This is a genomic window from Nocardiopsis flavescens (genome assembly GCF_900141985.1).
GTDB classification, from domain to species: Bacteria; Actinomycetota; Actinomycetes; order Streptosporangiales; family Streptosporangiaceae; genus Nocardiopsis; species Nocardiopsis flavescens.
Genome location: NZ_FQZK01000026.1, coordinates 27611 through 54059, shown reverse-complemented (window position 1 = coordinate 54059; position 26449 = coordinate 27611). Strand labels below are relative to the sequence as shown.

24 protein-coding genes are annotated in these 26449 nt (G+C 75.3%); 11 read left to right on the top strand and 13 right to left on the bottom strand.

What is annotated here, in order from left to right; genetic code table 11:
- The first annotated feature begins 253 nt into the window (after window positions 1-253).
- A complete protein-coding gene (locus BUE45_RS27090; RefSeq protein ID WP_073383524.1) occupies window positions 254-775 on the top strand; it encodes a YbaK/EbsC family protein in 522 nt (173 codons plus the stop codon).
- Window positions 776-824: 49 nt separating this feature from the next.
- Here the strand turns inward: BUE45_RS27090 and BUE45_RS27085 are convergent, their stop codons facing one another.
- Complete coding sequence (locus tag BUE45_RS27085; protein WP_073383521.1) at window positions 825-1901, bottom strand: CU044_5270 family protein; 1077 nt, start codon at window positions 1899-1901, stop codon at window positions 825-827.
- Window positions 1898-2482, bottom strand: coding sequence for an RNA polymerase sigma factor (locus BUE45_RS27080; protein WP_073383519.1), 585 nt, complete (start codon window positions 2480-2482; stop codon window positions 1898-1900). Before BUE45_RS27080 ends, BUE45_RS27085 begins: the two co-directional genes overlap by 4 nt.
- A 217-nt stretch (window positions 2483-2699) precedes the next feature.
- Here BUE45_RS27080 and paaZ point away from each other — a divergent pair, with 217 nt between their 5' ends.
- Window positions 2700-4739 (top strand): phenylacetic acid degradation bifunctional protein PaaZ, encoded by a 2040-nt coding sequence (gene paaZ / locus BUE45_RS27075; protein WP_073383516.1) that lies wholly within the window; start codon window positions 2700-2702, stop codon window positions 4737-4739.
- 87 nt (window positions 4740-4826) lie between these two features.
- Here the strand turns inward: paaZ and BUE45_RS27070 are convergent, their stop codons facing one another.
- From BUE45_RS27070 to BUE45_RS27045, 6 genes are all read right to left on the bottom strand, one after another.
- On the bottom strand, window positions 4827-6191 hold the full coding sequence (locus BUE45_RS27070) for a dihydrolipoamide acetyltransferase family protein (RefSeq protein ID WP_073383514.1): 1365 nt from the start codon (window positions 6189-6191) through the stop codon (window positions 4827-4829).
- Window positions 6188-7183: an alpha-ketoacid dehydrogenase subunit beta gene (locus BUE45_RS27065; RefSeq protein WP_073383511.1), complete on the bottom strand. Its 996-nt coding sequence runs from the start codon at window positions 7181-7183 to the stop codon at window positions 6188-6190. The genes BUE45_RS27070 and BUE45_RS27065 overlap by 4 nt, the downstream gene beginning before the upstream one ends.
- Window positions 7184-7186: 3 nt before the next feature.
- Window positions 7187-8272 (bottom strand): pyruvate dehydrogenase (acetyl-transferring) E1 component subunit alpha, encoded by a 1086-nt coding sequence (gene pdhA / locus BUE45_RS27060; protein WP_073383508.1) that lies wholly within the window; start codon window positions 8270-8272, stop codon window positions 7187-7189.
- Window positions 8273-8583: 311 nt separating this feature from the next.
- Entirely contained in the window at window positions 8584-10275 is a 1692-nt protein-coding gene (locus BUE45_RS27055) for a hypothetical protein (RefSeq protein ID WP_073383506.1), read from the bottom strand.
- A gap of 315 nt (window positions 10276-10590) precedes the next feature.
- Window positions 10591-11169, bottom strand: coding sequence for a DUF1349 domain-containing protein (locus tag BUE45_RS27050; protein ID WP_218619594.1), 579 nt, complete (start codon window positions 11167-11169; stop codon window positions 10591-10593).
- Between the two features lie 175 nt (window positions 11170-11344).
- On the bottom strand, window positions 11345-12700 hold the full coding sequence (locus tag BUE45_RS27045; RefSeq protein WP_073383503.1) for an MFS transporter: 1356 nt from the start codon (window positions 12698-12700) through the stop codon (window positions 11345-11347).
- A 390-nt stretch (window positions 12701-13090) separates the two neighbouring features.
- On the opposite strand from BUE45_RS27045, the gene BUE45_RS27040 reads away from it, so the two are divergent.
- The 7 genes from BUE45_RS27040 (at window position 13091) to BUE45_RS27010 (ending at window position 17734) form a co-directional block, all read left to right on the top strand.
- Window positions 13091-13753, top strand: coding sequence for a hypothetical protein (locus tag BUE45_RS27040; protein ID WP_073383567.1), 663 nt, complete (start codon window positions 13091-13093; stop codon window positions 13751-13753).
- Between the two features lie 96 nt (window positions 13754-13849).
- Window positions 13850-14296 (top strand): MarR family winged helix-turn-helix transcriptional regulator, encoded by a 447-nt coding sequence (locus BUE45_RS27035; protein WP_073383501.1) that lies wholly within the window; start codon window positions 13850-13852, stop codon window positions 14294-14296.
- A 78-nt stretch (window positions 14297-14374) separates the two neighbouring features.
- Window positions 14375-14830: a hypothetical protein gene (locus tag BUE45_RS27030; protein ID WP_073383498.1), complete on the top strand. Its 456-nt coding sequence runs from the start codon at window positions 14375-14377 to the stop codon at window positions 14828-14830.
- Between the two features lie 14 nt (window positions 14831-14844).
- Window positions 14845-15591, top strand: a complete 747-nt coding sequence (locus tag BUE45_RS27025) for a helix-turn-helix domain-containing protein (protein WP_073383496.1) — start codon at window positions 14845-14847, stop codon at window positions 15589-15591.
- Window positions 15548-16084 carry a VOC family protein gene (locus BUE45_RS27020; RefSeq protein WP_073383493.1) on the top strand — a complete coding sequence of 179 codons (537 nt, stop codon included), beginning with the start codon at window positions 15548-15550 and terminating at the stop codon, window positions 16082-16084. The genes BUE45_RS27025 and BUE45_RS27020 overlap by 44 nt, the downstream gene beginning before the upstream one ends.
- Before the next feature lie 42 nt (window positions 16085-16126).
- Entirely contained in the window at window positions 16127-16618 is a 492-nt protein-coding gene (locus BUE45_RS27015) for an FBP domain-containing protein (protein ID WP_073383491.1), read from the top strand.
- A 222-nt stretch (window positions 16619-16840) separates the two neighbouring features.
- Window positions 16841-17734, top strand: coding sequence for a MerR family transcriptional regulator (locus tag BUE45_RS27010; RefSeq protein WP_073383488.1), 894 nt, complete (start codon window positions 16841-16843; stop codon window positions 17732-17734).
- Between the two features lie 16 nt (window positions 17735-17750).
- On the opposite strand, the gene BUE45_RS27005 is transcribed toward BUE45_RS27010, so the two are convergent.
- Entirely contained in the window at window positions 17751-18404 is a 654-nt protein-coding gene (locus BUE45_RS27005) for a response regulator transcription factor (RefSeq protein ID WP_073383484.1), read from the bottom strand.
- The gene (locus BUE45_RS27000; protein ID WP_178378669.1) at window positions 18401-19699 is read right to left on the bottom strand and encodes a sensor histidine kinase; all 1299 of its coding nucleotides are present in this window, start codon (window positions 19697-19699) and stop codon (window positions 18401-18403) included. Before BUE45_RS27000 ends, BUE45_RS27005 begins: the two co-directional genes overlap by 4 nt.
- Window positions 19700-19858: 159 nt before the next feature.
- Here BUE45_RS27000 and BUE45_RS26995 point away from each other — a divergent pair, with 159 nt between their 5' ends.
- Entirely contained in the window at window positions 19859-20818 is a 960-nt protein-coding gene (locus BUE45_RS26995) for an ABC transporter ATP-binding protein (RefSeq protein WP_073383479.1), read from the top strand.
- Entirely contained in the window at window positions 20818-21636 is an 819-nt protein-coding gene (locus BUE45_RS26990) for a hypothetical protein (RefSeq protein ID WP_073383477.1), read from the top strand. Before BUE45_RS26995 ends, BUE45_RS26990 begins: the two co-directional genes overlap by 1 nt.
- A 223-nt stretch (window positions 21637-21859) precedes the next feature.
- Here the strand turns inward: BUE45_RS26990 and BUE45_RS26985 are convergent, their stop codons facing one another.
- The 3 genes from BUE45_RS26985 to BUE45_RS26975 form a co-directional block, all read right to left on the bottom strand.
- Window positions 21860-22525 carry a response regulator gene (locus BUE45_RS26985; RefSeq protein WP_073383474.1) on the bottom strand — a complete coding sequence of 222 codons (666 nt, stop codon included), beginning with the start codon at window positions 22523-22525 and terminating at the stop codon, window positions 21860-21862.
- Entirely contained in the window at window positions 22522-23865 is a 1344-nt protein-coding gene (locus BUE45_RS26980) for a sensor histidine kinase (RefSeq protein ID WP_073383473.1), read from the bottom strand. Before BUE45_RS26980 ends, BUE45_RS26985 begins: the two co-directional genes overlap by 4 nt.
- Window positions 23866-24062: 197 nt before the next feature.
- Complete coding sequence (locus BUE45_RS26975; protein WP_073383470.1) at window positions 24063-26063, bottom strand: serine hydrolase domain-containing protein; 2001 nt, start codon at window positions 26061-26063, stop codon at window positions 24063-24065.
- Between the last annotated feature and the right edge of the window lie 386 nt (window positions 26064-26449).

The window sequence follows — 26449 nt, the reverse complement described above, 5'->3', positions numbered from 1 at the left end:
GGCCGCCACTCCGGCGGAGGTCCTGTGGCCGCGGTCCGACCCCCGGGGCCGGCGTCGCGGAGCGCGGGGGCCTCGACCGGGCCGGCCGGGGTACCGGACGACGTCGAGCCGCGCCCCGGCCGCTCGGGGAGGGGCGGGCAGGCGCCCCGGCCGCTCACGGGCCCGGGTCCGCCGGGTGCCCGCCCGGGGGGCGGGCGGTGCGGCGGGCACGGCCTAACCTGGGGGTCCGGAACACCGAGCGAGGAGCATGCCCATGTCCGTGGCGTTGAACTGGGTGGACGCAGGCGAGCACGAACACCTGACGGCCGCCCCGGTCCGGGAGGCCGTGCGGGGCCACGCGGAGGTGCGGGTCGCGCCGATCGACCCGGAGCTGGCGGACACCGCCGCCTTCTGCGCCCATTACGGGATGAATCCGGAGACAAGCGCGAACTGCGTCGTGGTGGCCGCCAAGCGCGGCGGCGAGACCACCTACGCGGCGTGCCTGGTGCTGGCCACCGACCGGGCCGACGTCAACGGCGTCGTCCGCCGCCACCTGGGCGCGCGCAAGGCGTCGTTCGCCCCGATGGCCGAGGCCACCGGGCTGACCGGCATGGAGTACGGGGGGATCACCCCGTTCGGGCTGCCGCGGGGGTGGCCGGTCCTCGTGGACGAGGCCGTGGCCGCCACCCCCCACGTGGTGGTGGGCAGCGGGCTGCGCCGGTCCAAGCTGTGGGTGCCGGGCAAGCTGGTGGCCGCCCTGCCGGGCGCCGAGGTCATCGCCCTGGCCCAGCGCTGAGGCCGCGCCGGGTCCGCCCGCGGCCGGCGGGCGGACCCGGCGCACCCGCTCAGGGGCGGTCCTCGACCTCCGCCACCCAGGCCGTGTCCGCGATCACCGCGTAGTGGTAGACCACGGGCGGCTCCACCCCGTCCGGCTGCTCGTAGTCGGACTCCACCATGACGATCTCGTGGTAGAGCGGCATCCCCGTGTCGGCGTCGAACATGATCCGGCGCTCCAGGGTCTCCCCGGCCCGCTCCTCCACCAGGAACAGCTCGCCCTCGCGCCCGTGGCGGTCCTCGGACGGCCCCGCGTAGAGGACGCCCTCGTGCCCGGCCAGCACGCGCAGCACGGACGCCTGCACCCGCGGGTCGACGGGCGCCTCGGTGTACAGGCTCTCCAGCGCGTAGAACAGGGTCGCCTCCGGCGTGCCCGCGTCGTGTCCGGCACCGGCGACGAGCTGCTCCTCCAGTTCCGCCGGGTCGGTCGACAGCGCGTCCGGCTCCCAGGTGAAGAACATCCCGTCGCCCCCCTCGCCGTCCCCCCACTCGAACCGCTCGGTGCCGTCGCTGAAGAGGAAGGCCAGCGGTCCCTCGTCGCCGCCGAGGTGCTCCGGCTCGCCCGGGACGGCCAGCTCCACCCCCGACTCGCGGGGGGTCCGCCACACGCTGCGCTCCTCCGGGACGATCCCCCAGCCGGCCCGGCCGTCGTCGGCGTTCTGGGAGTAGGTGAAGGTCCACTCCGAGGTCCGCACGTAGGCGACGTCGCCGGCGCGGGCGGGGGGCTCCGCCGAGTCGGCGGCGTCCGCCAGGGCGAGCAGGCGCTCCCGCCCCCCGGTGCGTTCGGCGACGGGCACGTCCAGCGGGGCGGGTGGCGGCCCCGCGTGGGCCGGGCGCCCGCTCTGGAGCGACACGGGGACGACGACCGCGACCGCGGTGAGCGCCGCGGCGACACCGATCAGGGCCGGGCGGAGGAGGCGGCGGCGCGGCGCCGGGCCGGGGCCGCCCCGTCCGCTCCCGGAGGCGATGACCTCGATCCGGGCCAGCTCACGCACGGCCGCGCTCCCGGGGTGCGCGGCGGCCGGGTCGTGTCCGGCGAGGAGGCGCCGGACGGCGGTGACGTCGTCGTGGAACGCGGTGTCCTTCACTGGTTCTCCTTCAGTGCGGTGCGGGCGGGGGGCCGGGGGGAGGCCGCGGGGCGGGGGACGCCGTCCGGGGGAGGGGGGGCGAGGAGGCGTTCGATCCGCCGCCGCGCCCGGTACAGGCGCACCCGGGCGGTGGCCGTGGTGCAGCCCAGCACCCGGGCGGCCTCGCGGACCTCCAGCCCCTCCCAGGCCAGGAGCATGATCAGCTCCCGGTCGGTCTCGCCGAGCCGGGACAGGGCCCGCAGCGCGCTGTCGCGCTCGGCCACCGCCCCCGTGGGGTCCGGCGAGCCCGGTTCGCGGTGGTCGTCCCGCGGGAACGGGGTCGACATGGCGCCGTGTCGCCTCATCTCCCGGAACCTGGCGCGCACGATGTTGCGGGCCACCCCGTACAGCCAGGGCAGCGGCTCGTCCCGGGGCACCCGGTCGAACCTGCGCCAGGCGACGGAGAAGGTCTCGGACGCGACGTCGTCGGCCGCGTCCGGTCCCAGCCGCCGCAGCGCGTAGCGCCGCACCTCGTCGTAATGCCTGGTGAAGAAGCGGGTGAACACTCCGCCCGCGACGTCCTCCGCGTCATCGCCGCTCATCGCTCTCCTCTCGGTCGCCGGTCTCACCCCTCTTCTGTCCGCCGGGGGGCCTTTGTTACAGGGCACCTCCGGATTGTCGACACGTCGGCGTCTCCATACGTCCACATGGTGGGAAAACGCAGGTGGCGACGGATGCGCCGCCGCGGGCCCTATTTACTGAACGATCGGTCTGTAATACTGTGCCGGAAGACCCGAAGCCCGAGGAGAGGACCGTCAGGTGTCCGAAGTACTGGAGAGCTACGCGCTGGGGTCGTGGTTCACCCCCGCCGACGGGGGCGAGCCCCTCGCCGACGCGAACACCGGCGAGACCGTCGCCCGCGTTTCGCAGAACGGCCCCGACGTCTCCGCCATGGTCGACTACGCCCGGAGCGTCGGCGGCCCCGCGATCCGCGCCCTCACCTTCCACCAGCGCGCGAACCTGCTCAAGTCCCTCGCCCAGCACCTGACGGGGTACAAGGACGAGTTCTACGCGCTCTCCCACCGGACCGGCGCCACGAGGCGCGACAGCGCCGTCGACATCGACGGCGGCTTCGGCACCCTCTTCGGCTTCTCCAGCAAGGGCCGCCGCGAGCTGCCCAACTCCACGGTCATCCTGGACGGGCCCCTGGAGCGGCTGAGCCGCGGGGGCACCTTCGTCGGCCAGCACGTCTACACCTCGCGGCCGGGCGTCGCGGTGCAGATCAACGCGTTCAACTTCCCGGTGTGGGGGATGCTGGAGAAGCTCGCCCCGGCCTTCCTGGCCGGACTGCCCAGCATCGTCAAGCCCGCCGCCCAGACCGCCTACCTCACCGAGGCCGTGGTCCGCCGGACGATCGAGTCCGGCATCCTGCCCGAGGGCTCCCTGCAACTGCTCGTCGCCGGGCACCGGGGGCTGCTCGACGACCTGGGGCCCCAGGACATCGTCGGGTTCACCGGCTCGGCCGCCACCGGGGCCCTCCTGCGCGGCCACCCCAACGTGGTGGGCGGGGGGACGCAGCTGAACGTCGAGGCCGACTCGCTCAACTGCTCCGTCCTGGGCCCGGACGTCACCGCCGAGGACCCCGAGTTCGACCTGTACATCAAGCAGGTCGTCACCGAGATGACCGTCAAGGCGGGGCAGAAGTGCACCGCGATCCGCCGCGTCATCGTCCCCGAGGCGATGGCCGACACCGTGGTCGAGGCCCTGCGCGCCCGCCTGGACAAGGTCGTGGTGGGCGCCGCCGACCACCCGGACACCCGGATGGGGGCCCTGGTGTCCCTGGCGCAGCGCGACGAGGTCCGCAAGGCGGTCGAGACCCTGCGCACCTCCTGCGCGCTGGTGTACGGCGACCCCGACCGGGTGGAGGTGGTGGGCGCCGACGCGGAGTCCGGCGCGTTCCTGTCCCCGATCCTGCTGCGGGCCGAGCCGGGCGCCCGGGAACCGCACGAGGTCGAGGCGTTCGGCCCGGTCAGCACCGTCATCACCTACGGCTCGGTGGCCGAGGCCGTCGAGCTGGCCGCCCGGGGGCGGGGCTCCCTGGTGGGCTCGCTGGTCACCCACGACCCCGACGTGGCCCGCGAGGTCGTGCTGGGCGTCGCGCCCTGGCACGGCCGCATCCTGGTCCTGGACCGGGACGACGCGGGGGAGTCCACCGGCCACGGCTCCCCGCTGCCCGCGCTGGTGCACGGCGGTCCGGGACGCGCGGGCGGCGGCGAGGAGCTGGGCGGTGTGCGGGGCGTCAAGCACCACATGCAGCGCACCGCGATCCAGGGCTCGCCGGACATGCTCACCGCGGTCACCGGGCACTGGACCACGGGGTCCCGGCGCACCACGGGCAACGTGCACCCCTTCCGCAAGAACCTGGCGGAACTGCGGATCGGCGACACCATCGAGTCGGCGGAGCGCGCGGTGACCCGCGCCGACATCGACCACTTCGCCGAGTTCACCGGTGACACGTTCTACGCGCACACCGACGAGGAGGCCGCCGCCGCGAACCCGCTGTTCGGCGGGATCGTGGCCCACGGGTACCTGGTGGTGTCACTGGCCGCGGGCCTGTTCGTGGACCCGGCGCCGGGCCCGGTGCTGGCCAACTTCGGCGTGGACCACCTGCGCTTCCTCACCCCGGTGAAGGAGGACGCGGTCATCAAGGTGACGCTGACCGCCAAGCAGATCACCCCGCGCACCAACGCGGAGTACGGCGAGGTCCGCTGGGACGCCGTGGTCACCGACCAGGACGGCGAGGCCGTCGCCACCTACGACGTGCTCACCCTGGTCGCCAAGGGCGACGAGGAGGCATAGCGCCGAAGCGGCACGGCGACGGATCGCCTTGTCGACACGGCGGCGCCCCGGAGGGATCTCCCCTCCGGGGCGCTGCCGGGTCCCCGCCTACAGGCGGGCGATGGCCGCGGCGGGGTCCTCGATGGCGTCGGCGACGACCCGCATGAAGCCTGCCGCCGCACCGCCGTCGCACACCCGGTGGTCGAACGCGAACGACAGCTGGGTGACCTTGCGGACGGTCAGCTCGCCGTCCACCACCCACGGGCGGTCGATGATCCGGCCGATGCCGAGGATGGCCACCTGCGGGTGGTTGATGATGGCGGCGCTCCCGTCCACCCGCAGTGAACCGTAGTTGTTGAGGGTGAAGGTGCCGCCGGTCATCTCGGCCGGGGTCGCCCGGCCCTCGCGGGCGGCGGCGGTGAGCCGCCTGATCTCGGCGTCCAGTTCGGCGGTGGTCAGCCGGTGCGCGCCGAGCACGGCCGGGGCGACCAGGCCGCGGTCGGTCTGCACGGCCAGGCCGAGGTTGACCCCGTCGTACTGGACCAGCTCGCCGCGGTCGGCGTCCACCAGCCCGTTGAGCTCGGGGTGGGCGCGCAGGCCCGCCACGGTGAACCGGGCGACGTAGGAGAGCAGCCCCGGGCCCCGGGGGTGGGCGGCGCGCAGGCGCACCAGCTCGGTGGCGTCGACGTCGACCCACACGGTGGCCTCGGGGATCTCGCTGCGGCTGCGCGAGAGCGCGGCGGCGACGCTCCTGCGGAACCCGCTCATGGGGATCCGGCTGGACTCGGCCAGCCCGGTGCGCGGGTCGACGGTCCCCGCCGGGGCCGGCGCCGCGGGCGGCGCCGCGTCCGGGGCGGGCTCCCGTGCGGGCGCGGCGGCCCCGATGGCGGCGAGCACGTCGCGCCGGGTGATGAGCCCGTCCGCACCGCTGCCCTCGACGTCGGCGACGCGCAGCCCCGCCTCGCGGGCGAGCCGGCGCACCAGCGGCGATGTCACCAGCGGGACCCGGCGGGCGGCCGGGGCCGCGGGCACCGGAACGGCCGCGGGCACCGGAACCGCGGCGGTACCGCGCGGACGGCGGCGGCGCCCCCGCGTCCCGGCCTCCGGGGTCCCGTAGCCGATGAGGACGTTGCCCGAGCCGGTGCCCGCGCGCTCCTCCTCGCGGTACCGCTCGCCGTCGGCGGACGGCCCGGCGGGCTTCTCCGGCGCCGCGGGCGCGGCCGGCTCCGCCGTCCCGTCGGCCACGCTGATCAGCGGGCCGCCCACGGCCAGCACCTCGCCCTCGGCGCCGTGCAGCTCGTGCACCACCCCGCCGTAGGGGGTGGGCACCTCCACGATCGACTTGGCGGTCTCCACCTCGGCGATCGGCTGGTCGACGGCGACGGTGTCGCCCACCGCCACCAGCCACGTGACCACCTCGGCCTCGGTGAGGCCCTCGCCCAGGTCGGGCAGTTCGAAGGTGTGGATCGTCACTGGTCGTCCTCCCACTGAAGGTCGTCCACCGCGTCGAGGACGCGGTCGACGCTCGGGAGCTGGTGGCGCTCCAGCTTGGGCGGCGGGAACGGGATGTCGAACCCGGTGACCCGGCGGACCGGGGCGGCCAGGGAGTGGAAGCAGCGCTCGGTGACCCGGGCGGCGATCTCCGAGGCGACGCTGGCGAACCCGCTGGCCTCGGCGACCACGACGGCCCGGCCGGTCGAGCGCACCGCGGCGCACACGGTCTCGTCGTCGAAGGGGACGATGGAGCGCACGTCCACCACCTGGAGGCTGCGGCCCTCCTGGGCCGCGGCCTCGGCGGCCTCCAGCGCGGTGGGCACGGACGGCCCGTACGCGATGAGGGTGGCGTCGGTGCCGGGGCGGCGCACCACGGCGGTGCCGATGCCGGGGCGCGGCGCCGCCGGGTCGAACTCCTCCTTGGCCCAGTAGAGCTTCTTGGGCTCCATGAACACGACGGGGTCGTCGGAGGCGATCGCCTCGCGCAGCAGGTGGTAGGCGTCGGCGGGGGTGGCCGGGGTGACGACCTTCAGGCCGGGGGTGTGCGCGTAGTACGCCTCGGAGGAGTCGCAGTGGTGCTCGACCCCGCCGATGCCGCCCGCGTAGGGGACCCGGATGACGATGGGCATGGAGACCCGGCCGCGGGTGCGGTTGCGCAGCTTGGCGATGTGGCTGACGACCTGCTCGAACGCCGGGTAGGCGAACGCGTCGAACTGCATCTCGATGACGGGGCGCATCCCGTTCATCGCCATGCCCACGGCCAGCCCGGCGATGCCGGACTCCGCGAGCGGGGTGTCGAAGCAGCGGTCCTCGCCGAACTCGGCGGTGAGGCCGTCGGTGATGCGGAAGACGCCGCCGAGGGGGCCGACGTCCTCGCCGAAGACGTACACGGTGCCGTCCTGGGCCATGGCGTCGCGCAGCGCCCGGTTGAGGGCCTGGGCCATGGTGAGCTTGGTGGGGTCGGTCGCCATGGGTCAGTCGCTCTCTCTGCTGAGTTCGTCGGCCAGGACGGCGGCCTGCTCCCTCAGCTGCGGGGTGGGCTCGGCGTACAGGTGCGCGAACAGTTCCGAGGGATGGGGGTCGGTGTCGCGGGAGATGCCCTCGCGCATGGCGGCGGCGACGGCCTCGGCCCGCCCGGTGATCTCCTCCCGGCGCGCCCTGGTGAGCACGCGCTTGCGCTTGAGCAGGGCCTCCAGGCGCACCAGCGGGTCGCGGGAGACCCACGGGTCGACCTCGTCGCTGCTGCGGTACCGGGTGTCGTCGTCGGCGTTGGTGTGCGCCTGCATCCGGTAGGTGTGCGCCTCGACCAGCTGCGGGCCCCCGCCGGAGCGGGCGGCCCCGACGGCGCGCTCCAGCACGGCCAGCACGGCGGGGGTGTCGTTGCCGTCGACGCGCTCGCCGTTGACCCCGTAGCCGATGCCCTTGTGGGCCAGGGAGGGCGCGGCGGTCTGCCGGGCGAGGGGGACCGAGATGGCGTACTCGTTGTTCTGGATGAAGAACACGACGGGAGCCTTGAGGACGGCGGCGAAGTTGAGCGCCTCGTGGAAGTCGCCCTCGCTGGTGGCGCCGTCGCCGCACAGGGCCATGACCACGGTGTCCTCGCCGCGCAGGCGGGCGGCGTGGGCGACGCCGACGGCGTGCAGCAGCTGGGTGGCGAGCGGGGTGGCCTGCGGGGCGACCCTGTGCGCGTAGGGGTCGTACCCGGCGTGCCAGTCCCCCTTGAGGAGGGTGAGCACCTCGACGGGGTCGACGCCGCGGGTGATGACGGCAACGGTGTCCCGGTAGGTGGGGAAGAGCCAGTCGTTCTCGCCCAGGACGAGCGAGGCCGCGACCTGGCAGGCCTCCTGCCCGTGCGAGGAGGGGTACACCGCGAGGCGGCCCTGGCGGACCAGGGCGCCGGCCTGGTCGTTGACGCGGCGGCCGACCACGAGGGCGGTGTACGCGGCGAGGAGGCGCCCGTTGTCGGGGAAGGGCAGGTCCGGGTCGTCGACCGGCCTCCCCGACGCGTCGAGCAGCTGCACCGGCTGCTCGGAGGGGAGCAGGTCCCGGTCGTCGGCCATGCCTCTGCCTCCATATGTCGAGATGTCGAGACGCCACGTGTGTCGAAGCTGACGTGTACAGACATATGGTGCGGTTTGTTGCCATCTGTTCGCCATAGGCGCGGCGAAGTCGAGAAAACGTCACCGTCGACCGGGGCTTATGTCACCGATCGTCCAGATATGTGACCCGGAGCACGCTCCGGGGTGGACAGGTGGCCGCCACCCTCGGTGACCTCTCCCGGCCGGCCCCCGGCGGCGTTCGCGCCGGCCCCGGTGTCCCGGGGCTCCGGGACCCGGCGCGGTCCTTCCGGGGTGCGCGACCCGCGGGCGGGTCAGGCACGGGCGGTGCGCAGCCGCTCGGCCAGCCAGGACGGGACGTTGACCGGGTCCCGGGGGAAGTACCGCAGGTCCAGGGCGAAGTCGAAGGCGCGCGGCGGCAGCGAGAAGGCGGGCTCGCCGTCCCGGTCGTAGGAGACCCGCCAGCCGGAGGCCGGCCCCACGACGATGTCGACCGTGAACCAGGCGCCCCGGCCTCCGACGTAGGTGGCCGAGCGCAGCACCTCCAGGGCGGCGCGCAGGTCCGCGTCCGGCGCGAGGACGCGCTCGCCCCCGGGGCCCGTGGCGGTCAGGGTGCCGCCCGCGTACCCGGCGAGGGCGCGGTGGGTCAGGCGCAGCCGCGACCACGCCGCGTCCCCGGCGAGGCCGCGCATCCGGGCGGCGATCCCGTCGAGCAGCGCGGCCCGGCGCTCCGGGCCGATCCGCAGCGGCGGCACGCTGGGGCGCCCGGGCACCCCCGGCGGGGGCGGGCGGTCGGCGGCGCGGGCGGACAGCAGGGCCGCCCAGCCGGGCCGGCGGTCGGGGGAGCGGCGGTCCATCTCGGCGCGCAGCCCCTCCGGGGCGTCGGGCTCGCCGGTGGCGTGCCGAAAGCCCAGCCGCCGGACCGCCCCGTCCACCGGGCCCGGCGCCCACTCCGGCCAGTGGTCGTAGGCGCGTTCCAGTGCGGCGTCCCGGGGGGTGACGGTCAGCCGGGCGAAGAGCCACCGGTCGCCGCCAGCCGCCTCGTCCCGCCGCAGGCCCTCCAGTTCCGCGTGCAGGCCCGGGACCCGGTCCGCGGGGTCGATGCCGTACTCGCGGGGCGCCCGGTAGACCACCGCCCGGCGGTCGGCGGCGCCGAGCAGGTGACCCCTGACCAGGGCGGCGGCGCGGGCGAGGGCCTCCTCGGACCGGCCGTCCGGGACGGCGTCCGCGGCCAGGGCGGTGACGGTGCCGCCGCGGCCGGGAAGCTCGGCGGCCGCGCGCATGGCGTCCCCGAGCAGCAGCATCCGGGAGTGTCCGCCCAGGGCGGGGAGGCGGGTGGCGGGGGCGGACCCGCCCGGCCCCCTCTCCCGGGGAGCGCGCTCCCCGGTGAGCCCGAGGCGGCGGGCCGCTCCCAGCCCGGCCGCAGGGTCGGCGCCGGGGGCGGCCCGGTCCAGGACCGCGGCGAGCGCCCGGGCGTCCAGGGTGCGCGCCCGCGCGCGGGCCTCCAGGCCGGCCGCGGCCGCGCGGACGCCCGCGGCTCCCGCGGCGCCGTCGGCGCCCAGGACGGCGCGGGCCGTTCTCAGGGTGAAGCCCTCCGTGTCGGCGCACCAGCCGGCGGTGGCGGCCAGGCCGTCGTCGGCCCGGTCGTCGGGGTAGGCGGCACGGGCCCACGCCCCCTCCCACCAGTAGGCGAAGTCGGGCCGGGGGAGCCCGTCGATCCAGTCCCACGGGAGCGCCTCGGGCGCCCCCTCGAAGGGGTCGACGGGTCTGGTCCAGGAAGCCTCGAAGGCGCTGCCGGGCTCGTGCCCGAGGAGGAGGAACCGCCTTCCCGCCACCCGGACCAGGCGCAGACCGGTACCCGGGGCCGGGCGGAAGCGGATCTCCGCGGTCCCGGGAGCGCAGTCGGTCCGCCCGAGGGCGGCGCAGACGGCCGCGTAGGCCCCGACCCGGGCCCACAGGACCTCGGGGTGCGGCAGGTCGGCGGGCAGTCCGGGCAGGTGGTACACCGTGGCGCCTTTCCTGGGGGAGCCGTCCCGCACATTGTTCCCCACCGGGTCCGGGCCGACCCGGCTCCGTCCCGCCGTGTCACCGCGGATGTTTCACGTGAAACACCGGTGGCGTGCGGTGACCGCCCCGCGCCGGCCCCGGCACGGAGGCCGCACGGGTGGTGGCCGACGGGCCCGGGTGCCGGAGCGGGGGCGCCCCGGCCGGCGGCGCGGTCTCCGCGGGCGCGGGCCGGGTGGGGCACCCGCATCCCGGCTCCGCCCTGCCCGCGGCGAGCGGCGACCCCCGTGGAGACGGGCCGCGCCGCCGGCGGGACCTCAGGCGTGGTCGTCCCCGGGAATCTCCGGGGACACCGAGAAGTCCCGGAACACGGTGCGGAACCCCTCCCGCTGCGGGGAGCAGCACATGACGCCCACCCGGCAGGTCTCGCCCAGCGGCAGGTACGCCAGGCGGAGCAGCCGCCAGGAGCCCCAGCCGTCGAGGTACTGGACGTTGACGGTGTCGCCGGTGCGGATGGCGCGGATGGTCACCGGCGCGAAGGATCCGCCGGTCCGGGGCAGGGAGGCCACGGACCAGTCGGAGTGCCCGCGGGTGACGACGGTGCTGACGTTGAGCCCGCCGTGGACGAACTCGGTGCCGGCCTTGACCCAGTTCTCCTCGTCGGCGCGGAGCATCAGCCCGGCCTGGTCGTACTGCTCCAGGTAGTCGCCGTCGAAGGTGACCTGCGCGGTGAAGTCCCCGGTGGCCTCGGCGGACAGGAAGTGGCCGTCGTCGTGGACGAACCCGTAGTGGGTGTGCCGCCAGAAGTCCTTGCGGTCCCCGGTGGTGACGGTGAGGACGTCGTCCTCGACCCGCCAGGACGGGGGTTCGTTCATCCAGCTCATGTCGGTGAACACGGCGGGCGCCTTTCGCACGGGGGCCGGTGGTGAACGGCGATGAGAGCGCTCCCACGGCCGTCGGTCCGACCCTATTGCCGGCGGGGCGCCCGGGCCAGGGGGCCGGCGGGGGAGGGGAGCGGCGCGGGGGAGGCGCGGCGGCGGACCGCCGCGCCTCCCCCGGGAGGAACGGGTGTCAGGAGGTTTCGCGGACCCCGTCGCCCTCGTCCCCGGCGTGCAGGTCGACGCCCATCTTCTCCCTGACCAGGGAGACCCCCAGGAAGGAGACCGCCGCGGCGACGATGATGTAGACGCCGATGCTCCAGGAGCCGCTGGTGTTCTCCAGCAGCATCTGGGCGATCATCGGTGCGAAGGCGCCGCCCAGGATCGCGCCCAGGGCGTAGCCGATGGAGACGCCGGAGTAGCGGACCTCGGCGGGGAACATCTCGGCGTACAGCGCCGCCTGCGGACCGTAGCTCAGGCCCAGGGTGAGGCAGAAGACGAAGACGCCGACGAAGTACAGCAGGATGTCGCCCGTGTCCACGAGGAACCACATCGGCAGGGACCAGGCGGCGAGCAGGACGTAGCCGATCTGGAAGGTGCGCACCCGGCCCCAGCGGTCGCTGACCCAGCCGCCGTACAGGGTGGAGATGAGCCAGCCGAAGGAGGCCAGGGTGGTGGCCAGCAGGACCGGCCCGCGCTCCATCTCCAGGGCGGTCGAGGCGTAGGTCGCCAGGAAGGCGATGACCAGGTAACCGGCCGCGTTGTTGGCGAGGAAGATCAGCGCGGAGAGCACGACCTCCCTGGTGTTGTGGCGGAACAGCGTGCCCAGCGGGGCGGAGGACTTGGCGCGGCGCTGCTGCATCAGCCTGAAGACCGGGGACTCCTCCACGGACTTGCGGATGAGGTGGCCGACGATGATCAGCAGGAAGGACAGCAGGAACGGGATGCGCCAGCCCCAGGCGAGGAAGGCGTCCTGGCCGATGACCACGGTGATGAGCCAGACGACGAAGGTCGCCAGGATCATGCCGCAGGGGACGCCGATCTGCGGGTAGGCGCCGAAGAAGCCGCGCTTGTTCACCGGCGCGTGCTCCACGGACATCAGGGCGGCGCCGCCCCACTCCCCGCCGGCGGAGAAGCCCTGGAGGATCCGCAGGGTGATGAGGAGGATGGGCGCGGCCACGCCGATCTGGGCGTAGGTCGGCAGCAGGCCGATGAGGCAGGTCGCGACGCCCATCATGACGAGCGTGCCGACGAGGACCTTCTTGCGGCCGATCTTGTCGCCGAGGTGGCCCGCCACGATGGCGCCCAGGGGGCGGAACAGGAAGGAGATGCCGATGGTCGCGAACGACAGGATCTGGGCGAGCCCGGCGTTGGACTCCGACAGGGGCGCCAGGAACAGGGGCGCCAGGACCAGGCCGGCCGCCTGTGCGTAGATGAAGAAGTCGTACCACTCGATGGTGGTGCCGACCATGGTCCCGGCCAGGACCTTGCGGCGCTCCCTGGCGTCCAGGGGGGCCGATCCCGAGGCCGTGGCGTCGGATGTTGCCATTGCTGCTCCGTAATGTCTGCCGACCGGGGGTCGGTCACTCCGGTGGGGACGCGCCCGGCGCGAGCGCCGAATCGACACAGGACGGATGTGTCGAGACATAGGTCACGAGCCCTAGGACACTATGCCATGTGACGTACGGCATTTTGAACACCAGGTCCGGATTTAACCAGTTCAGACACTGTGTACTGACCGAACGTTCGGTGAGTGAACGAGCACCGACAGGAAATCGGCCACCCCCGGCGGGCGCGACGCACGGGCACCGAACACCGGCCGAACAGGCGGAACGGCGGCGGAACCCCTGGCCGGGCCGGAAGCCGGGGAGGGGTTGGAACGCCCGGACGGGGGAATCGCCTTTGCACAGATATCTCGAAAAACGAGAGAAAGGTGCGCATGGTCTCCCTCGTCTTCGCGGTCTTCGCGCTCGTCCACCTGTGCCTCACCGCATGGCTGGTCCGTCTGGCGCTCACCCGCCGCTCCCCCTTCGTCTGGATCGCCGCCCTGGTCGCGGCCGGCCTGGTGTACGACAACGGGATCGTCGCCCTGGGCTCCACGCTCGGAGAGGGGCCGCTGCTGCACGCGCTCAACCTGCCCCGGTTCTTCGTGCACGCGCTCGTCACGCCGCTGCTCGTCGTGTTCGCCCACGGGGCCGCCCGCGACGCCGGGCTCGGCTGGGCCCGGCACCGCGCGGCCGGGGCGGTCTTCGCCGGAGCGGCCGTCCTCCTCATCGCCTACGGGGTGGTCTTCGAGCTGGCCGGGCTCTCCCTGGTCGCCGGGAGCGAGGGCGACGCCCTGCGCTACTCCGCCGCCGACCCGTCCCCGCCGGTCCCCTCCATCGCCGCCATCCTGGTCCTGGTCGGCGTCGGCCTGGCCCTGGCGGTGTCCCGCCGCGAACCCTGGATGCTCGCGGGCGCGGCGGTGATGTTCCTGGCCGCGGCCCTGCCCTCCGCCCCGCTGGCCGTCGGCAACCTGGGGGAGGTGGCGCTCATCGCCGGGCTGGCCCTGACCGCGCGCCGCATGGGGACGGGCCTGCCGCGCGTGGCCGCCGGCGCCTGACACCGCGCCGGGCCCGCCCACCGCCGGCGGGCGGGTCGCTCCGTCCCCTTGCCGACAAGGGGGCGGGCCGGCGCGGCGATGCGGGAGACTGGAGCGGTGAGCACCGAGAACACCCGCCCCGGACCGCCCGCCCTGAGCGCCTCCGTCCTCGTGCTGACGCTGGCCCGCACGGTGGAGAACGAGCTCGGCGCGGCCCTGGCCCCGCTCGACCTCACCGTCGCCCGCCTGGGCCTGCTCGGCCACATCGCGGGGGTGCCCGGCGTCTCGTTCAGCGACCTGGCCCGGATGTCGGGGATCACCGTGCAGAGCGCGCACACGGGCGTGAAGGCCCTGGCCGCCGCGGGCCTGGTGCGCGACCTCACCGCCCGGCCGGGGGCGGCGTCGAGCATCGAGGCCACCCCGCGGGGCAGGGAGCTGCTGGAGCGCGCCGGCCGCGAGATCGCGCGGGTCGACGAGGAGCTGTTCGGCCCGGACGCGGACCCCGTCCAGCGCGAGATCGGCGCGGCGTTCCGCGCGGCCTTCTCCCGGCCGCCCCGGGACTGACCGGACCCCACCTTCAGCATGGCTGAAGCATGCCCTAAGCTTCAGCCACACTGAAGGTTTCGCACCGAGGAGCCACCCATGGAAGACCTCCTGCTCTCGATCCACGTCGTCGCGGGCATCGTGTTCGTCGGCGGCTCGGCCGTCGCCACCAGCCTGTTCCCCCGCTACGTCCCGCTCGCCGCCACGGCCGGCGCCCCCGCGCCGGGCGGCGAGCGCAACCGGGGCACGGCACTGGCCCTGCACCGCATCACCCGGGGCTACGCGCTCTTCGGCATCGTCGTCCCGGTGGTGGGCATCGTCCTCGCCCTGGTCCAGGGCCGGATGGCCGAGATCTGGGTCAACGTCGCGATGGTCCTCACGGCCCTCGCGGGCGTCCTGCTCGCCTGGCAGATCCACCCCCGCCAGCGGGAGGCCCTGCGCGAGCCCGGCGAGAAGTCCGCGCTGGGCCGGCTGTCCATGTGGAGCGGGATCTACAACCTGGTGTGGGCGGCCGTCGTCGTGCTCATGATCGTCCGCCCGGGCTCGGGGTCCTGACCTACGCTCGACGGATGTACACGATCGAGCACCGCCGGGACGACCCCTTCGTGAGCGCGGTCTGGTGCGCGGAGGTGGCGGAGCCGGGGTCCTATCCCGACCCGGCGACCGAGCACTGGGGCATCGCGTTCACGGCCTGTCCGGACCGGTCGACCCGCGCCGAGCTCTCCGGGCCGCTGCCCGGGCCGCGCACCCTCGCCGGGGTCCCGGGGGAGCGGCACTGGGGGGTGGAGCTGCGGCCGGACATCGTGGTCACCGGGTACGACAAGGCCGCGATGGTCGGGAGCCTGGTACCGCTCGCCGTCGCGGGGGACCGGTTCGCCCTGGCCGGGCGGCTGCACCGCGTTCCGGCGTTCGACCGGCTCACCGCGTTCGTGCACTCCCTGGCCGACCGGGGGGCGCTGCGTGTGGACGCCGACACCAGGCGGATGCTGGGCGGCGACACCGGCGGCTGGTCCGAGCGCAGCCGCCAGCGGCGGATCAAGGCCGTCACGGGGCTCACCCGGGTACGGATCGACCAGGTGGTCCGGGCCCGCGAGGCCTCCCGCGCGCTGCGCGCCGGCCTGGCGCCCGGCCGCGTGGCCGCCGAGCTGGGGTACTCCGACCAGGCCCACCTGACCCGGTCGCTGGTGGCGCTGCGGGCGGAGCGCCCCTCGGCGCTGCGGCCTGGCGGGAATGTTCAAGACCCGGCCGCGGACCGGGGGCCAGGATGGGCACATGAGTACGAAACCGGCGGCCCCGCAGGGGTCCGCGACCGTTGACCCGTTCATCATGGCCGACGGCGCTCCCGCGCTGATCGACTTCATCGTCGACGTGTTCGGGGCACGGAACGTGCCCGAGGCGCGCACCCTGGACACCGACGGCCTCGTCCTGCACGCGGAGCTGCGGCTGGGCGACTCCCTCATCACCGTCGCGGACCGCAAGCCCGGCTGGCCCTTCACCCCCGCGCTGCTGCGCGTGTACGTGGACGACGTGGAGGAGACCCTGCTCCGGGCGAGGGCGCGCGGGGCGCGGGTGGTCACCGAGGCGACGCCGTTCTACGGCGACGTGTTCTCCCGGTTCGCCGACCCACAGGGGAACCTGTGGTGGGTGTACAGCCACACGCCGCAGGAGGACGCGGCGTGGGAGGAGGGCGGTGACGGGGAGGGCGGTGAGGACTGGGCCTCGTTCGCGAGCCCGGAGCTGGAGTACGTCCACGGCACCCTGATGGAGGCGATGGGGGCCCTGCGCGACCCCAGGACCAGCGGGGACTAATGCCGTTGCCCGGCCGGGAGGGTCGCTGTTAGCGTCGCAGGAATGATCCCCGTGACGGAGAACGAGATCCGCGGCTCGTTCATCAACTGCTCCAAGGGCGAGGCCAAGCGGCTCGCCGTCCCACGCGATCTCGACTCCCGGCCGTGGGAGGACCTGGACTTCCTGGGCTGGCGCGACCCGACCGCGCACGAGCGGGCCTACCTGGTGGTCGAACGCGGCGACGGGCCGGTGGGCGTGGCGCTGCGGCTCACCGCGAGCGCGAACGGCGCCCGGCGGGCGCTGTGCTCGGTGTGCGTGACCAGCCGCCAGGGCCCGGGGGTGGCGCTCATGGTGGCGCCCCGCACGGGGAAGGCCGGGCGCGAGGGGAACACGGTCGGGCTGCACATGTGCTCGGACTTCGCGTGCTCGCTGTACGTGCGGGGGATGAAGCGGCCCGAGCCGGGCGGCCGTTTCGAGGAGAGCCTCACCGTCGAGGAGAAGGTGAAGCGCCTGGAGGAGAACCTGCACGGGTTCCTGGACCGGCTCACCGCGTAGGCGCGCCCCCGTGCGCGGTCGCGCACGGGTCCGGACGTCCGCTCCCGCGGCGCTTCGCGCGGCGGGGGCGGTGCGGGCCGGCACCGCGCCGGGTCGACATGTCCGCATGGCGGTACGGCGGCATGGCGGTATGGCGGTATGTCCGCGGGCCGACGTGCGGACACGGGGGCGTGCGGGCTTCGGGGTTGACCTTCTGGTAACCACAGGGCCCACACTCGTCCCATGCTCTCCATCAAGGACTTCAGCGAGATGTGCCGCCTCTCGCCGCAGACGCTCCGCTTCTACCACGCCGAAGGCCTGCTCGTCCCCGCCGAGGTCGATGAGCAGACCGGGTACCGCGGCTACGACTTCGCCCAGCTCGAAACCGCCATGACCGTCATGGCCCTGCGCGGTACCGGGATGAGCGTCAAGCTCGTGCGGCGGGCGCTGGACGAACCCGACGCCGCCGCCGGCCTGCTGGAGGAGCACGTCGGGGAGCTGCTGCTGAAGCGCGCGGCCGAGGACGACGCCGTCGCCACCGCCCGCGAACTCCTGGTCGCGCGCCCCGAGGTGCGGCGGAGCGCCGTCCCCGGCGCCACGGTCCTGACCGCGCTCGCCCCCGACCCCTCCGGCCCCGCCGCGGGACCGGAGGACGACGTCTGGGGCCCGACCATGGCGGCCGTCACCGCCACCGCGGACGAGCTCACCGCCCTGGCGCGGGCGCGGGGCGCCCGGGTCGCCGGACCGGCCTGGGCGTCCATGGCCCGGGAGACCGCGCGGGAGCGGGAGCGGTTCCGCTCGGAGCAGGGCCCGCTGTGGCGGGTCGCGCTCCCCGTCGACGGCCTCCCGGCCGGCCCGGTCGACGCGAGCGCCGAGGTGCGGGACTTCGAGCCCCGCGAGGAGGTGTCGGTGTTCCTCCCCGGCGCACTGTCCATGGCCAAGTACGGCACCGCCCTGTCCCTGCTGGTCTCGCACCCCGTGGACGGCATGTTCGGCGACCTGGCCTCGCCGCGGCTGATCCTGCGCGGGACGGGCGTCGAGACCGCGCTGCGCCTGCTCGACGTCTCGGACTTCCCCGACGACGACGATGACGACGCCGACGACGGGAACGGGGACGGGGAGGCGGTCCCGGCCTGAGCCGCGCCCGCGGCCGTCACCGGGACGGCCGCTCCGGAGCGCGCAGCCCCGCCTCCCTGGCCAGGAGCCCGGCCCGGGTGCGGTTGTCGAGGTCGAGCCGGGTGAGCAGCCGCGACACGTACCCGCGCACCGTCGTCTCCGCCAGGAACAGCCGCGCCCCGATCTCCGCGTTGGTCATCCCCTCCGCCAGGCACCCCAGGATGTCGCGGTCCCGGGGGCTCAGCCCCGCGACCCGCTCCCGGGCGCGCGCCGACGCCCCCGCCCGGACGGCGAACCCGCCCGCGACCTCCCGGGACAGCACCGCGTGCCCGCCCGCCGCCACCCGGACCAGGCCCACCAGCTCCTCCATGGGGGTGGACTTCACCAGGAACCCCGCCGCGCCCGCCTCCAGCGCGCGCGCCACGTGCGAGTCGTCGGCGAACGTGGTCAGCGCGACCACCACCGGCGGGTCGGGCAGCGCGGCGATCCGCTCCGTGGCCGCGATCCCGTCCACCCCGGGCATCCGCAGGTCCATCAGCACCACACGCGGGCGGTGCCGGAGCACCGCCTCCACCGCCTCGGCCCCGTCGCCCGCCTCGCCCACCACGCGCAGCCCCTCGGCCGCGCCCAGGATGACCCCCAGGTGCTCCCGGACCATCGGCTCGTCGTCCACGAGCACCACGTCGATCACCGCCGTCCCCCCGTCCCCGTACCCGTGTCCGGCCCGTCCGGCCCGCCCGGCAGCGGGACGACGGCCGCCACCCGGAACCCGTCGCCCTCCCGGCCCGCCCGCAGGGAGCCGTCCAGCATCTCCACCCGGTGGCGCAACCCCTCCAGCCCGGTCCCGGTCCCCTCGATGAGGGGGCCGGAGAGGCCGTCGTCCACCGGGTTGACGGCCTCCACCAGCACGGCGTCGGGGTTGCGGGCCACCGTGAGCCCGACCGCCGCGCCCGGGGCGTGCTTGCGCGCGTTGGTCAGGCTCTCCTGGACCACCCGGTGCAGGGCCCGCGCCACGTGCGGCGGGAGGCCGGCGAGGTCGCCGCGCACGGTCAGCTCCACCCGCTGGCCGGCGTCCCCGGCCTCGGCCACCGGGCCCAGGGGGTCGGGGACGTCGGCGGCCGGCCCGAAGGACTCCGGGGGGTCCGGGCGCACCGAGGACGGGTCGTTGAGCACCCCGACCATCTCGCGCAGCTCGTCCACGGCCCGGCCGCCCGCCGCCCTGATGCGGTCGGCGATCTCGCGGACCCCGGGGTCGGCGGACGTGGAGGCCAGGGCCCCCGCCTGGAGCACGATCAGGCTGACCTGGTGCGAGACGACGTCGTGCATCTCCCGGGCCAGGCGGCGGCGCTCGTCGATCCGCGCGCGCTCGGCCAGCAGCGCCCGCTCCCGCTCCTCTTGGCGGGCCCGCTCCGCGCGGGCCTGCGCCAACCGCCCGTACAGCGCCAGGGCGGCACCGCCCAGCACGGGGGCGGAGGCGTTGAGCGCCTCCACCAGCGCGGGGCCCTCCGCCCCGCGGACGACGGCGACGAACACCGCGTAGCCCGCGAACGCGACCGCCCCGGCCGCCGCGCCGCGCGGCCCGCGCGCCCGGCGGACGAGGTTGGCCGCGGACCACGCCAGGGCGAGCACCGGCCAGACCAGCCCGCCGGCCAGGGCCAGCTCCCGCCAGTCGGAGTCGACCAGGTACGGCAGGGCCGCCGCGAGGACGACGGCCACGGCCACGGCGCCCGGGAAGCGGGGGCCCAGGGGCACCAGCACCGCCGAGGCCGCCGCCATCGCCACCGCTCCGGCCAGGACCGCCGCCACGTCGGCGTCCTCGATGACGACCAGGCAGAAGACGCCGTTGGCCGCGGCGACCACCGCGAGGACGCACACGAGGAGCGCGGTCGCCGGCCGCGGGGCAGCGGACCGGCCGCCCGCCCCGTCCCCCGGAGGGTCCCAGGGCCGCGGTGATGACGGGGCCGGGCTACCCGTGTGGTCGCTCATGCCCCCACCGTAGGCGTCGGAGCCCCGTCCGGCCCCCTCCCGGAGCGGATCGACAACATTTGTCGTCACCCCTGCCCGCATTCGGCGCTCACGCCGCACCGCCCCCGGGCGATTGCCTTGTGGTGACGGAAGACGGACCACGAAGGGCGGGCGGACGACGTGATCGAAGTGAGCGGACTGCGCAAGGACTACGGCGGGACGCGGGCGGTGGACGACCTGTCGTTCACCGCCCCCTCGGGGAAGGTCACCGGCTTCCTCGGCCCCAACGGCGCGGGCAAGAGCACGACGATGCGGATGGTCGTGGGGCTGGACCGGCCCACTCGGGGCGGGGCCGCGATCGACGGGGTCCGCTACCGGGACATGGCCGCCCCGCTGCGGACCGTGGGGGCCCTCCTCGACACCGGGGCGGTACCGCGCGGCATGACCGCGGCGGCGCACCTGCGGTGGGTGGCGGCGGCCGCGCGCCTGCCGGACCGGCGGGTGGACGAGGTGCTGGGAACGGTCGGGCTGTCCGACGTGGCGGGCAAGCGGGTGGGCGCGTTCTCGCTCGGCATGCGCCAGCGGCTGGGCATCGCCACCGCCCTGCTCGGCGACCCCGGAACCCTGCTGCTGGACGAGCCGGTCAACGGGCTCGACCCGGAGGGGGTCCGCTGGGTGCGCACGCTGATGCGGTCGCTGGCCGCCGAGGGGCGCACGGTCCTGGTCTCCAGCCACCTCATGGGGGAGATGGCCGAGACCGCGGACCGGGTGGTCGTCATCGGGCGGGGGCGGCTGATCGCCGACACCACCGTGGCGGACCTGGTGCGCCGGGGCTCAGGCGGGCGGGTCCGGGTGGGCGGGCCGCGGGCGGAGTCGCTGGCCGCGGTCCTGCGCGACCACGGGTACGGGGTCGAGGCGGCGGACGGCGCCGCGGCCGGCGGGCAGGACGGCACCGCGTCCCTGGTGGTGACGGGGGCCGAGGCCGCCGACATCGGGGAGCTGGCCGCGCGGTACGGGCTCGCCCTGCACGAGCTGACGCCGGAGCGGCCCAGCCTGGAGGACGTGTTCATGGAGATCACGGGCGGCAGCGCGGGGCACGTGTTCGCCCCGGCCGCGGCCGTGACGGGAGGGGAGCGGTGATGGCGGCGGTACGGGAGCGCACAGGCGGCGCGGGCCGGGAGGCGGACCCGGGGTTCGGGTCGGTGCTGAAGTCGGAGTGGCGGAAGTTCCTGGCGACGCCCGCCAACCGGACCATGCTGGTGCTGGCGTTCGTCCTGACGGTGGGCGTCACCGTGCTCACGATGGGGTTCGGCGACAGCGCCGCGCTGGCGCGGGAGCAGGCGGAGGGCGAGTACGCCGTCATCTTCTTCGCCGGGGGGTTCGGAACGCTGACCTTCGCCGCGCTGGCCGGGAACATCGTGGCGTCGGAGTTCCGCGGGCCCGCGGTGTACACGCTGACCGCGACGCCGCGCCGGTGGCGCCCGCTGCTGGCCAAGCTGGTCATCCTCGCGGTGCTGGCGCTGGTGGTGGGCGTGGCGGTGGCGCAGGTGAACTTCCACGTCAGCCAGGCCGCGCTGGCCGTCGCGGGGGAGCCGACCCTGAGCCTGGGCGCCGCGGGGATGGTGCGGGCGACGCTGGTGTACATCCCCGTGGGGATGGCGGTGCAGGCGGTGCTCACCGCGTGCGCGGCGGCGGTGCTGCGCAGCGCGGCCGGGGCGTTCGTGCTGGTGTTCCTGGTCAACGCGCTGCCGGTGTTCGCGGCCCCCTTCCTGGGGGAGTGGTGGATGGAGACGGTGCCCCGGTTCACGTACGGCGCCGCGGTGGAGAGCCTCGCGGGCATCGCCGTCCCCGGCAGCGAGGGCTACCTGCCCACGGCGGTCGCGGTGCTCGTGGTCGGCGCGTGGCTGGCGGTGTTCACCGCGGTCGCGGTGACGGTGTTCGAGCGCCGGGACGCGTGACCGGCGGCGCGGGCCCCGGCCGGGGCCCGCGGCCCGTTCGGGGCCGGTGGCCGGGCCGGCGGGCGCACCGCCGGCCCGGCCGCCGCTCCACGGCGGCCCCGGCACCGCGCCGCGCGGACATGTCGACACGCCGACCTGTGGACAGGGCGACGTACGGACACGCCGCCCCGCCGACACGTCCGCGCCCCGTGCACGGCCGGCCAGCCCGGCCGCCGCCTCCGGGTCAGGGGCGGGCGACGCCCGTCCGGTACGCCCAGACCACCGTCTGGAGGCGGTCCCGGGTGCCGATCTTGGCCATCGCCCGGGTCAGGTGCGACTTCACCGTGCTGGTCTCGATGAACAGCCTCTCCGCGATCTCGGCGTTCGACATCCCCTCCGCCAGCAGCCGCACGATGTCGGCCTCGCGGGCGGTGAGCAGCCCCAGCGCGTCCGGGTCGGCACCCTCGGGGGGCCTGCGGCGGGCGAACTCGGCCATGACCCGGCGGGTCACCGTCCGGTCCACCATCCCCTGCCCGGTCGCGAGCCTGCGCACCGCGTCCACCAGGTCGTCGGGGTCGGTGTCCTTGAGGACGAACCCCGCGGCCCCCGCCTCCAGCGCCCCGAACACGTAGTCGTCGAGGTCGAACGTGGTGATGATGAGGATCTCCGGCGGCCGTATCCCGCGCTCGCGGGCCCGGTCCAGAATCCCCCGCGTCGCTGCCAGCCCGTCGCCTCCCGGCATGCGCACGTCCATGCAGACGACGTCCGGCGCGAGCCGGGCCGCCAGCTCCACCGCCGCCGGACCGTCCGCGGCCTCGCCGACGACCTCGATGCCGTCGGCCATGTCGAGGATCACCCGGAACCCCGCCCGGACGATGGCCTGGTCGTCCACCAGCAGAACCCTGATCACCGCTCGTCCCCGTCCATCGGCATCTCCCAGCGCACCCGCCATCCCCCTTCTCCGGTGGGCCCGACCTCCAGGTCGGCCCCCACCACCTGGGCCCGTTCGCGCATGCCCAGGACGCCCAGTCCGCGGTGCTCCCGCTCGGTCGTCCGGGAACCGCCCGGGCCGTTCGCCACCTCCAGCGCGAACCGCTCCGGACCGTACCGGAGCAGGACCCGCACCCGCGCCCCGGCCGCGTGGTCGCGGGCGTTGGACAGCGCCTCCTGCACCAGCCGGTAGGCGGTGACGTCGGCGATGGGGGCCAGGGAGTAGGCCTCGCCCTCGCGGACCACCTCGATGGCGGTGCCGAGGTCGCGCTCGGTACCGACCAGGCGGTCCAGCGCGGACAGCCCGGGGACGGGCGCGCCGCCGTCGCCCCGGGCGGTCCGGCCGTCGTCGCCCGGGTCGCGCAGCGCCCCGACCACCGAGCGCAGGCTGGCCAGGGTCTCCTTGCCCTGGGACCGCACCCAGGCCATCGCCTCGCGGGCGGCGCCGTCGTCGCGGCCGACGAGCCGCTCGGCGGCCCCGGCCTGCACCACCATGCCGGACAGGTGGTGGGCGGCGATGTCGTGCAGCTCGCGCGCCATGCGGGTGCGCTCGGACCGGACGGCCGCCTCGGCCCGCTCCCGCTGGGCGCGGATCTCCTCGGTGGCGCGCAGCCGCAGCAGCTCGGTGTAGCGCCGCCGGGTGCCGGTGTAGACGCCGACCAGGGCGGGGAGCACGAACGTGGGGACGGCGGAGACGAGCAGCCCCAGCCACGCCATCAGGGCCCCCTCGGGGAGGGGCACCAGGTCCACCGACGGCGCCAGCATCCCCTGGACCGGGCCTCCCACCAGCCAGTACAGGGCGACGGCGACGACGGTGACGGCGGTCAGCCGCAGGGTCGGGAGCCGGGTTCCGCAGGTGTACGCGGCGACGAACAGCGCCAGCCCCTGGAAGCCCACCTCCAGGGGCAGCAGCGCCATGACCAGTACCTGGATCGCCGTCCCGGCGAGCAGGCAGAACTCCGGGAACCTGCGGCGCACGGCCAGCAGCAGGGACTGGACCGCCACGGCGGCGGCGAGGGAGGCGGTGGTCCCCAGCGGCAGCGCCTCCCCCTCCAGGCGCTCCAGCAGGAACGCCACCAGCCCGAGCAGCCCGACGGAGGCCGCCGCCACGACCACCGCCAGCGCGGAGTCGCGGGCGGTCTCCCCGCGCAGCCCCACCCGGTCCAGCAGGGTGTCGGCCAGGTCGGCGGCCCCGGCGAAGGGGGAGGCGGGCACCGCTCCCGCCGCCCGTGCGGCGGTGTCCTGGTCTCGTTCGCTCATGGGGTCCCCCGTTCGTCGGTCCAAGGACATGATCCCGTCGGTACGACGGGACGGGAGCCCGCGGGAGGTCGTCCCCGCGGGCGGTGCGCCTCCAGCCTGGCCGCACCGGGCGCTCCGGCGCATCGGACGCGGATCGGCACCGCGCTTGCGACCTTCGGAGGAGGCGGGCCCGCCGCCGGGGCGGCGGGCCCCGCGGATCAGTACGACGCGCTCACGGAGAGCAGGGCGAAGGTGATCGCGAACCACTGCACGCCCAGCAGGGCGGCCAGGACGAGGGAGCTCCAGGTCCACCGCTTCCACCCGGCCCGGCGGCGGACGTCGCCGACCACCGTCCAGGCCGCCGGGAGGATCGCCAGGGCCCCGAGCAGCTGCATCCCCTGTAGCACCCGGACCGCCGCGGTGGGCACGTCCTGGAGCCCCATGACCAGGGTGATGAGGACCGCCCAGGAGAGGAGAGCGGCGACCGCCGAGGCGACGCCGACCCTGGTCAGAACGCGGGCGAGGCGTCCGGCGCGGTCCCGGGCGGGCAGCGAGAGGGCGCGGCGCGCCACCAGCGCGACCGGCCACGACAGCACCGTCACCAGCAGGACCGCGAGGGAGGCGAGCAGGACCGGCAGGGCCACGGAGGACGAGCGCTCGGCGTCGACGCGGAGGAGGGTGAACGCCGACGCGTAGCCGATCGCCTCGACGCGCTCGCCGTCCTCGGAGGCGCGCATCGAGATGACGCCCTGCCCGCCGACCTCGCGCCACACCCAGGGCGCGACCTCCTCGTAGACCGTCGGCACGAAGGTCTCCGGGCCGGGGGAGACCAGGATCGTCCCGTCCTGGCGGGCCTGGACCCGCGTCTCGCCCACGAGGTCGATGGCGGACAGGAACGTGCTGCGCATCGCGCGGGAGCTGGTGTAGGTCCCCTCGGCCATCGCCGCGTGCTCGCGGGCGGTCTCCTCGACGGGGGAGTCGGCCGGGCCCTCACCGGGGAAGTAGCGGTCGAAGAAGCCGTCGACGACGCTCAGGCGCAGGAGGTGGCTGCCCATGTCGGCGTCGCCGCTGCCGTTGAGGGTGATGAAGATGCCGGTGTCCTCCTCCGGGAGGATCTGCATCTCGCTGTGGAAGTACTGGGTGTCGCCGCCGTGGCCGAGGATCCGGTACCCGTTGCGGCTCTCGTCGAAGAACCCCAGGGTCATCCGCGGGCCCCCGGCGAGGGTGCCCAGGGAGTCGGCGTCCAGCGCGGGGGCGTGCATCTCCTCCAGCGTCTCGGGGGACAGCAGGGCCTCGCCGCCCGGCGCGTGCCCCAGGTGCGCGAGCATGAAGCGCGCCATGTCGGTCGCGGAGGCGGACAGCGAGCCGGCGGGGGCGCCGGAGACGGTCTCGAAGGGCGCCGCGGGGGCGCCGGTGGACGTGTACCCCTGGGCCATGCGGTCCCGGAGCCCCTCGGGGAGGGGCTGGACGAAGTCGGAGGAGTCCATGCCGACCGGCTCCAGCACGTTGTCGCGCACGTAGTCCGCGAAGGGCTCGCCGGACACCTGCTCGACGATGTACCCGGCCAGGGCGTTGCCGTAGTTGGAGTAGGCCGGGACGGTGCCGGGCGGGAAGATCTGCTCGGGCGGGTCGGCGGCGAGGACCTCGCCCAGGTCGTGCTCGGCGCCCTCGGGGAGGATCATCCCCGCGACCCTCTCCTCGAACCCGGGCGTGTGGGTGAGCAGGTGCCGGACGGTGACCGGCTCGTCGAACGCCGTGGGGACCGTGAAGTCGATGTACTCGTGGACGTCGGTGTCGAGGTCGACCCGGCCGTCCTCGACCAGCTGCATGACCGCGGTCGCGGTGAACAGCTTGGACACGGAGCCGACGCGGAAGAGGGAGTCCTCGGGGTCGACCGGCAGCGGGTCACGCCCGTCGGCGCCGGTGTCGGCGTACCCGTAGCCGCGGGCGGTCAGCAGCTCGCCGTCGTGGACGACCGAGACCGAGGCGCCGGGGATGCCCGCGGTGTCCAGCGCGGCCGGGACCAGCCCGTCGAGCCAGGCCTCCAGGTCCTGGGCGGTGAGGTCCGCGGTGGGGGCGGCGGCGGCCGGTACGTGCGCGGGCCCGGGGGCCGCGGCGCAGCCGGTGGCGAGCACGGCGAGGGCGCCCGTCGCTGCGGCCAGGGCCGCCGCCGTCCGGCGGCGGCGGGAGGGTGGTGCGGTGGTTTCGGCGGGGATCACGGGTCCGCTCCTTCCGGTGGTGTGATCCCAGCGTCGCGAAACGCGGTGCCCCGGCACATCGGGCGCGGATCGGCATCGCGCCTGCGACCTTCGGAGGAGGGGCCGGCCCCCGGGGAGGAGGCGCGGGTGTCGGCGTGTCGACTCGCGGACCGGTCGCCGCACACGCCGGGCGCTCCCGGCCGGGCGTGCCGCATGTCGACTCGTCGACCCGTCGGTACGCACTCCGGCGCGGCCCCTTCGCGCACACGCCGGGCGCTCCCGGCCGGGCACATCCCGTGTCGGCCCGTTGATGCGCACCCCGGAACGGCCCGCCGGCCCCTTCGCGCACACGCCGGGCGCTCCCGGCCGGGCGTGCCGCATGTCGACTCGTCGGCGGGTCGACATCC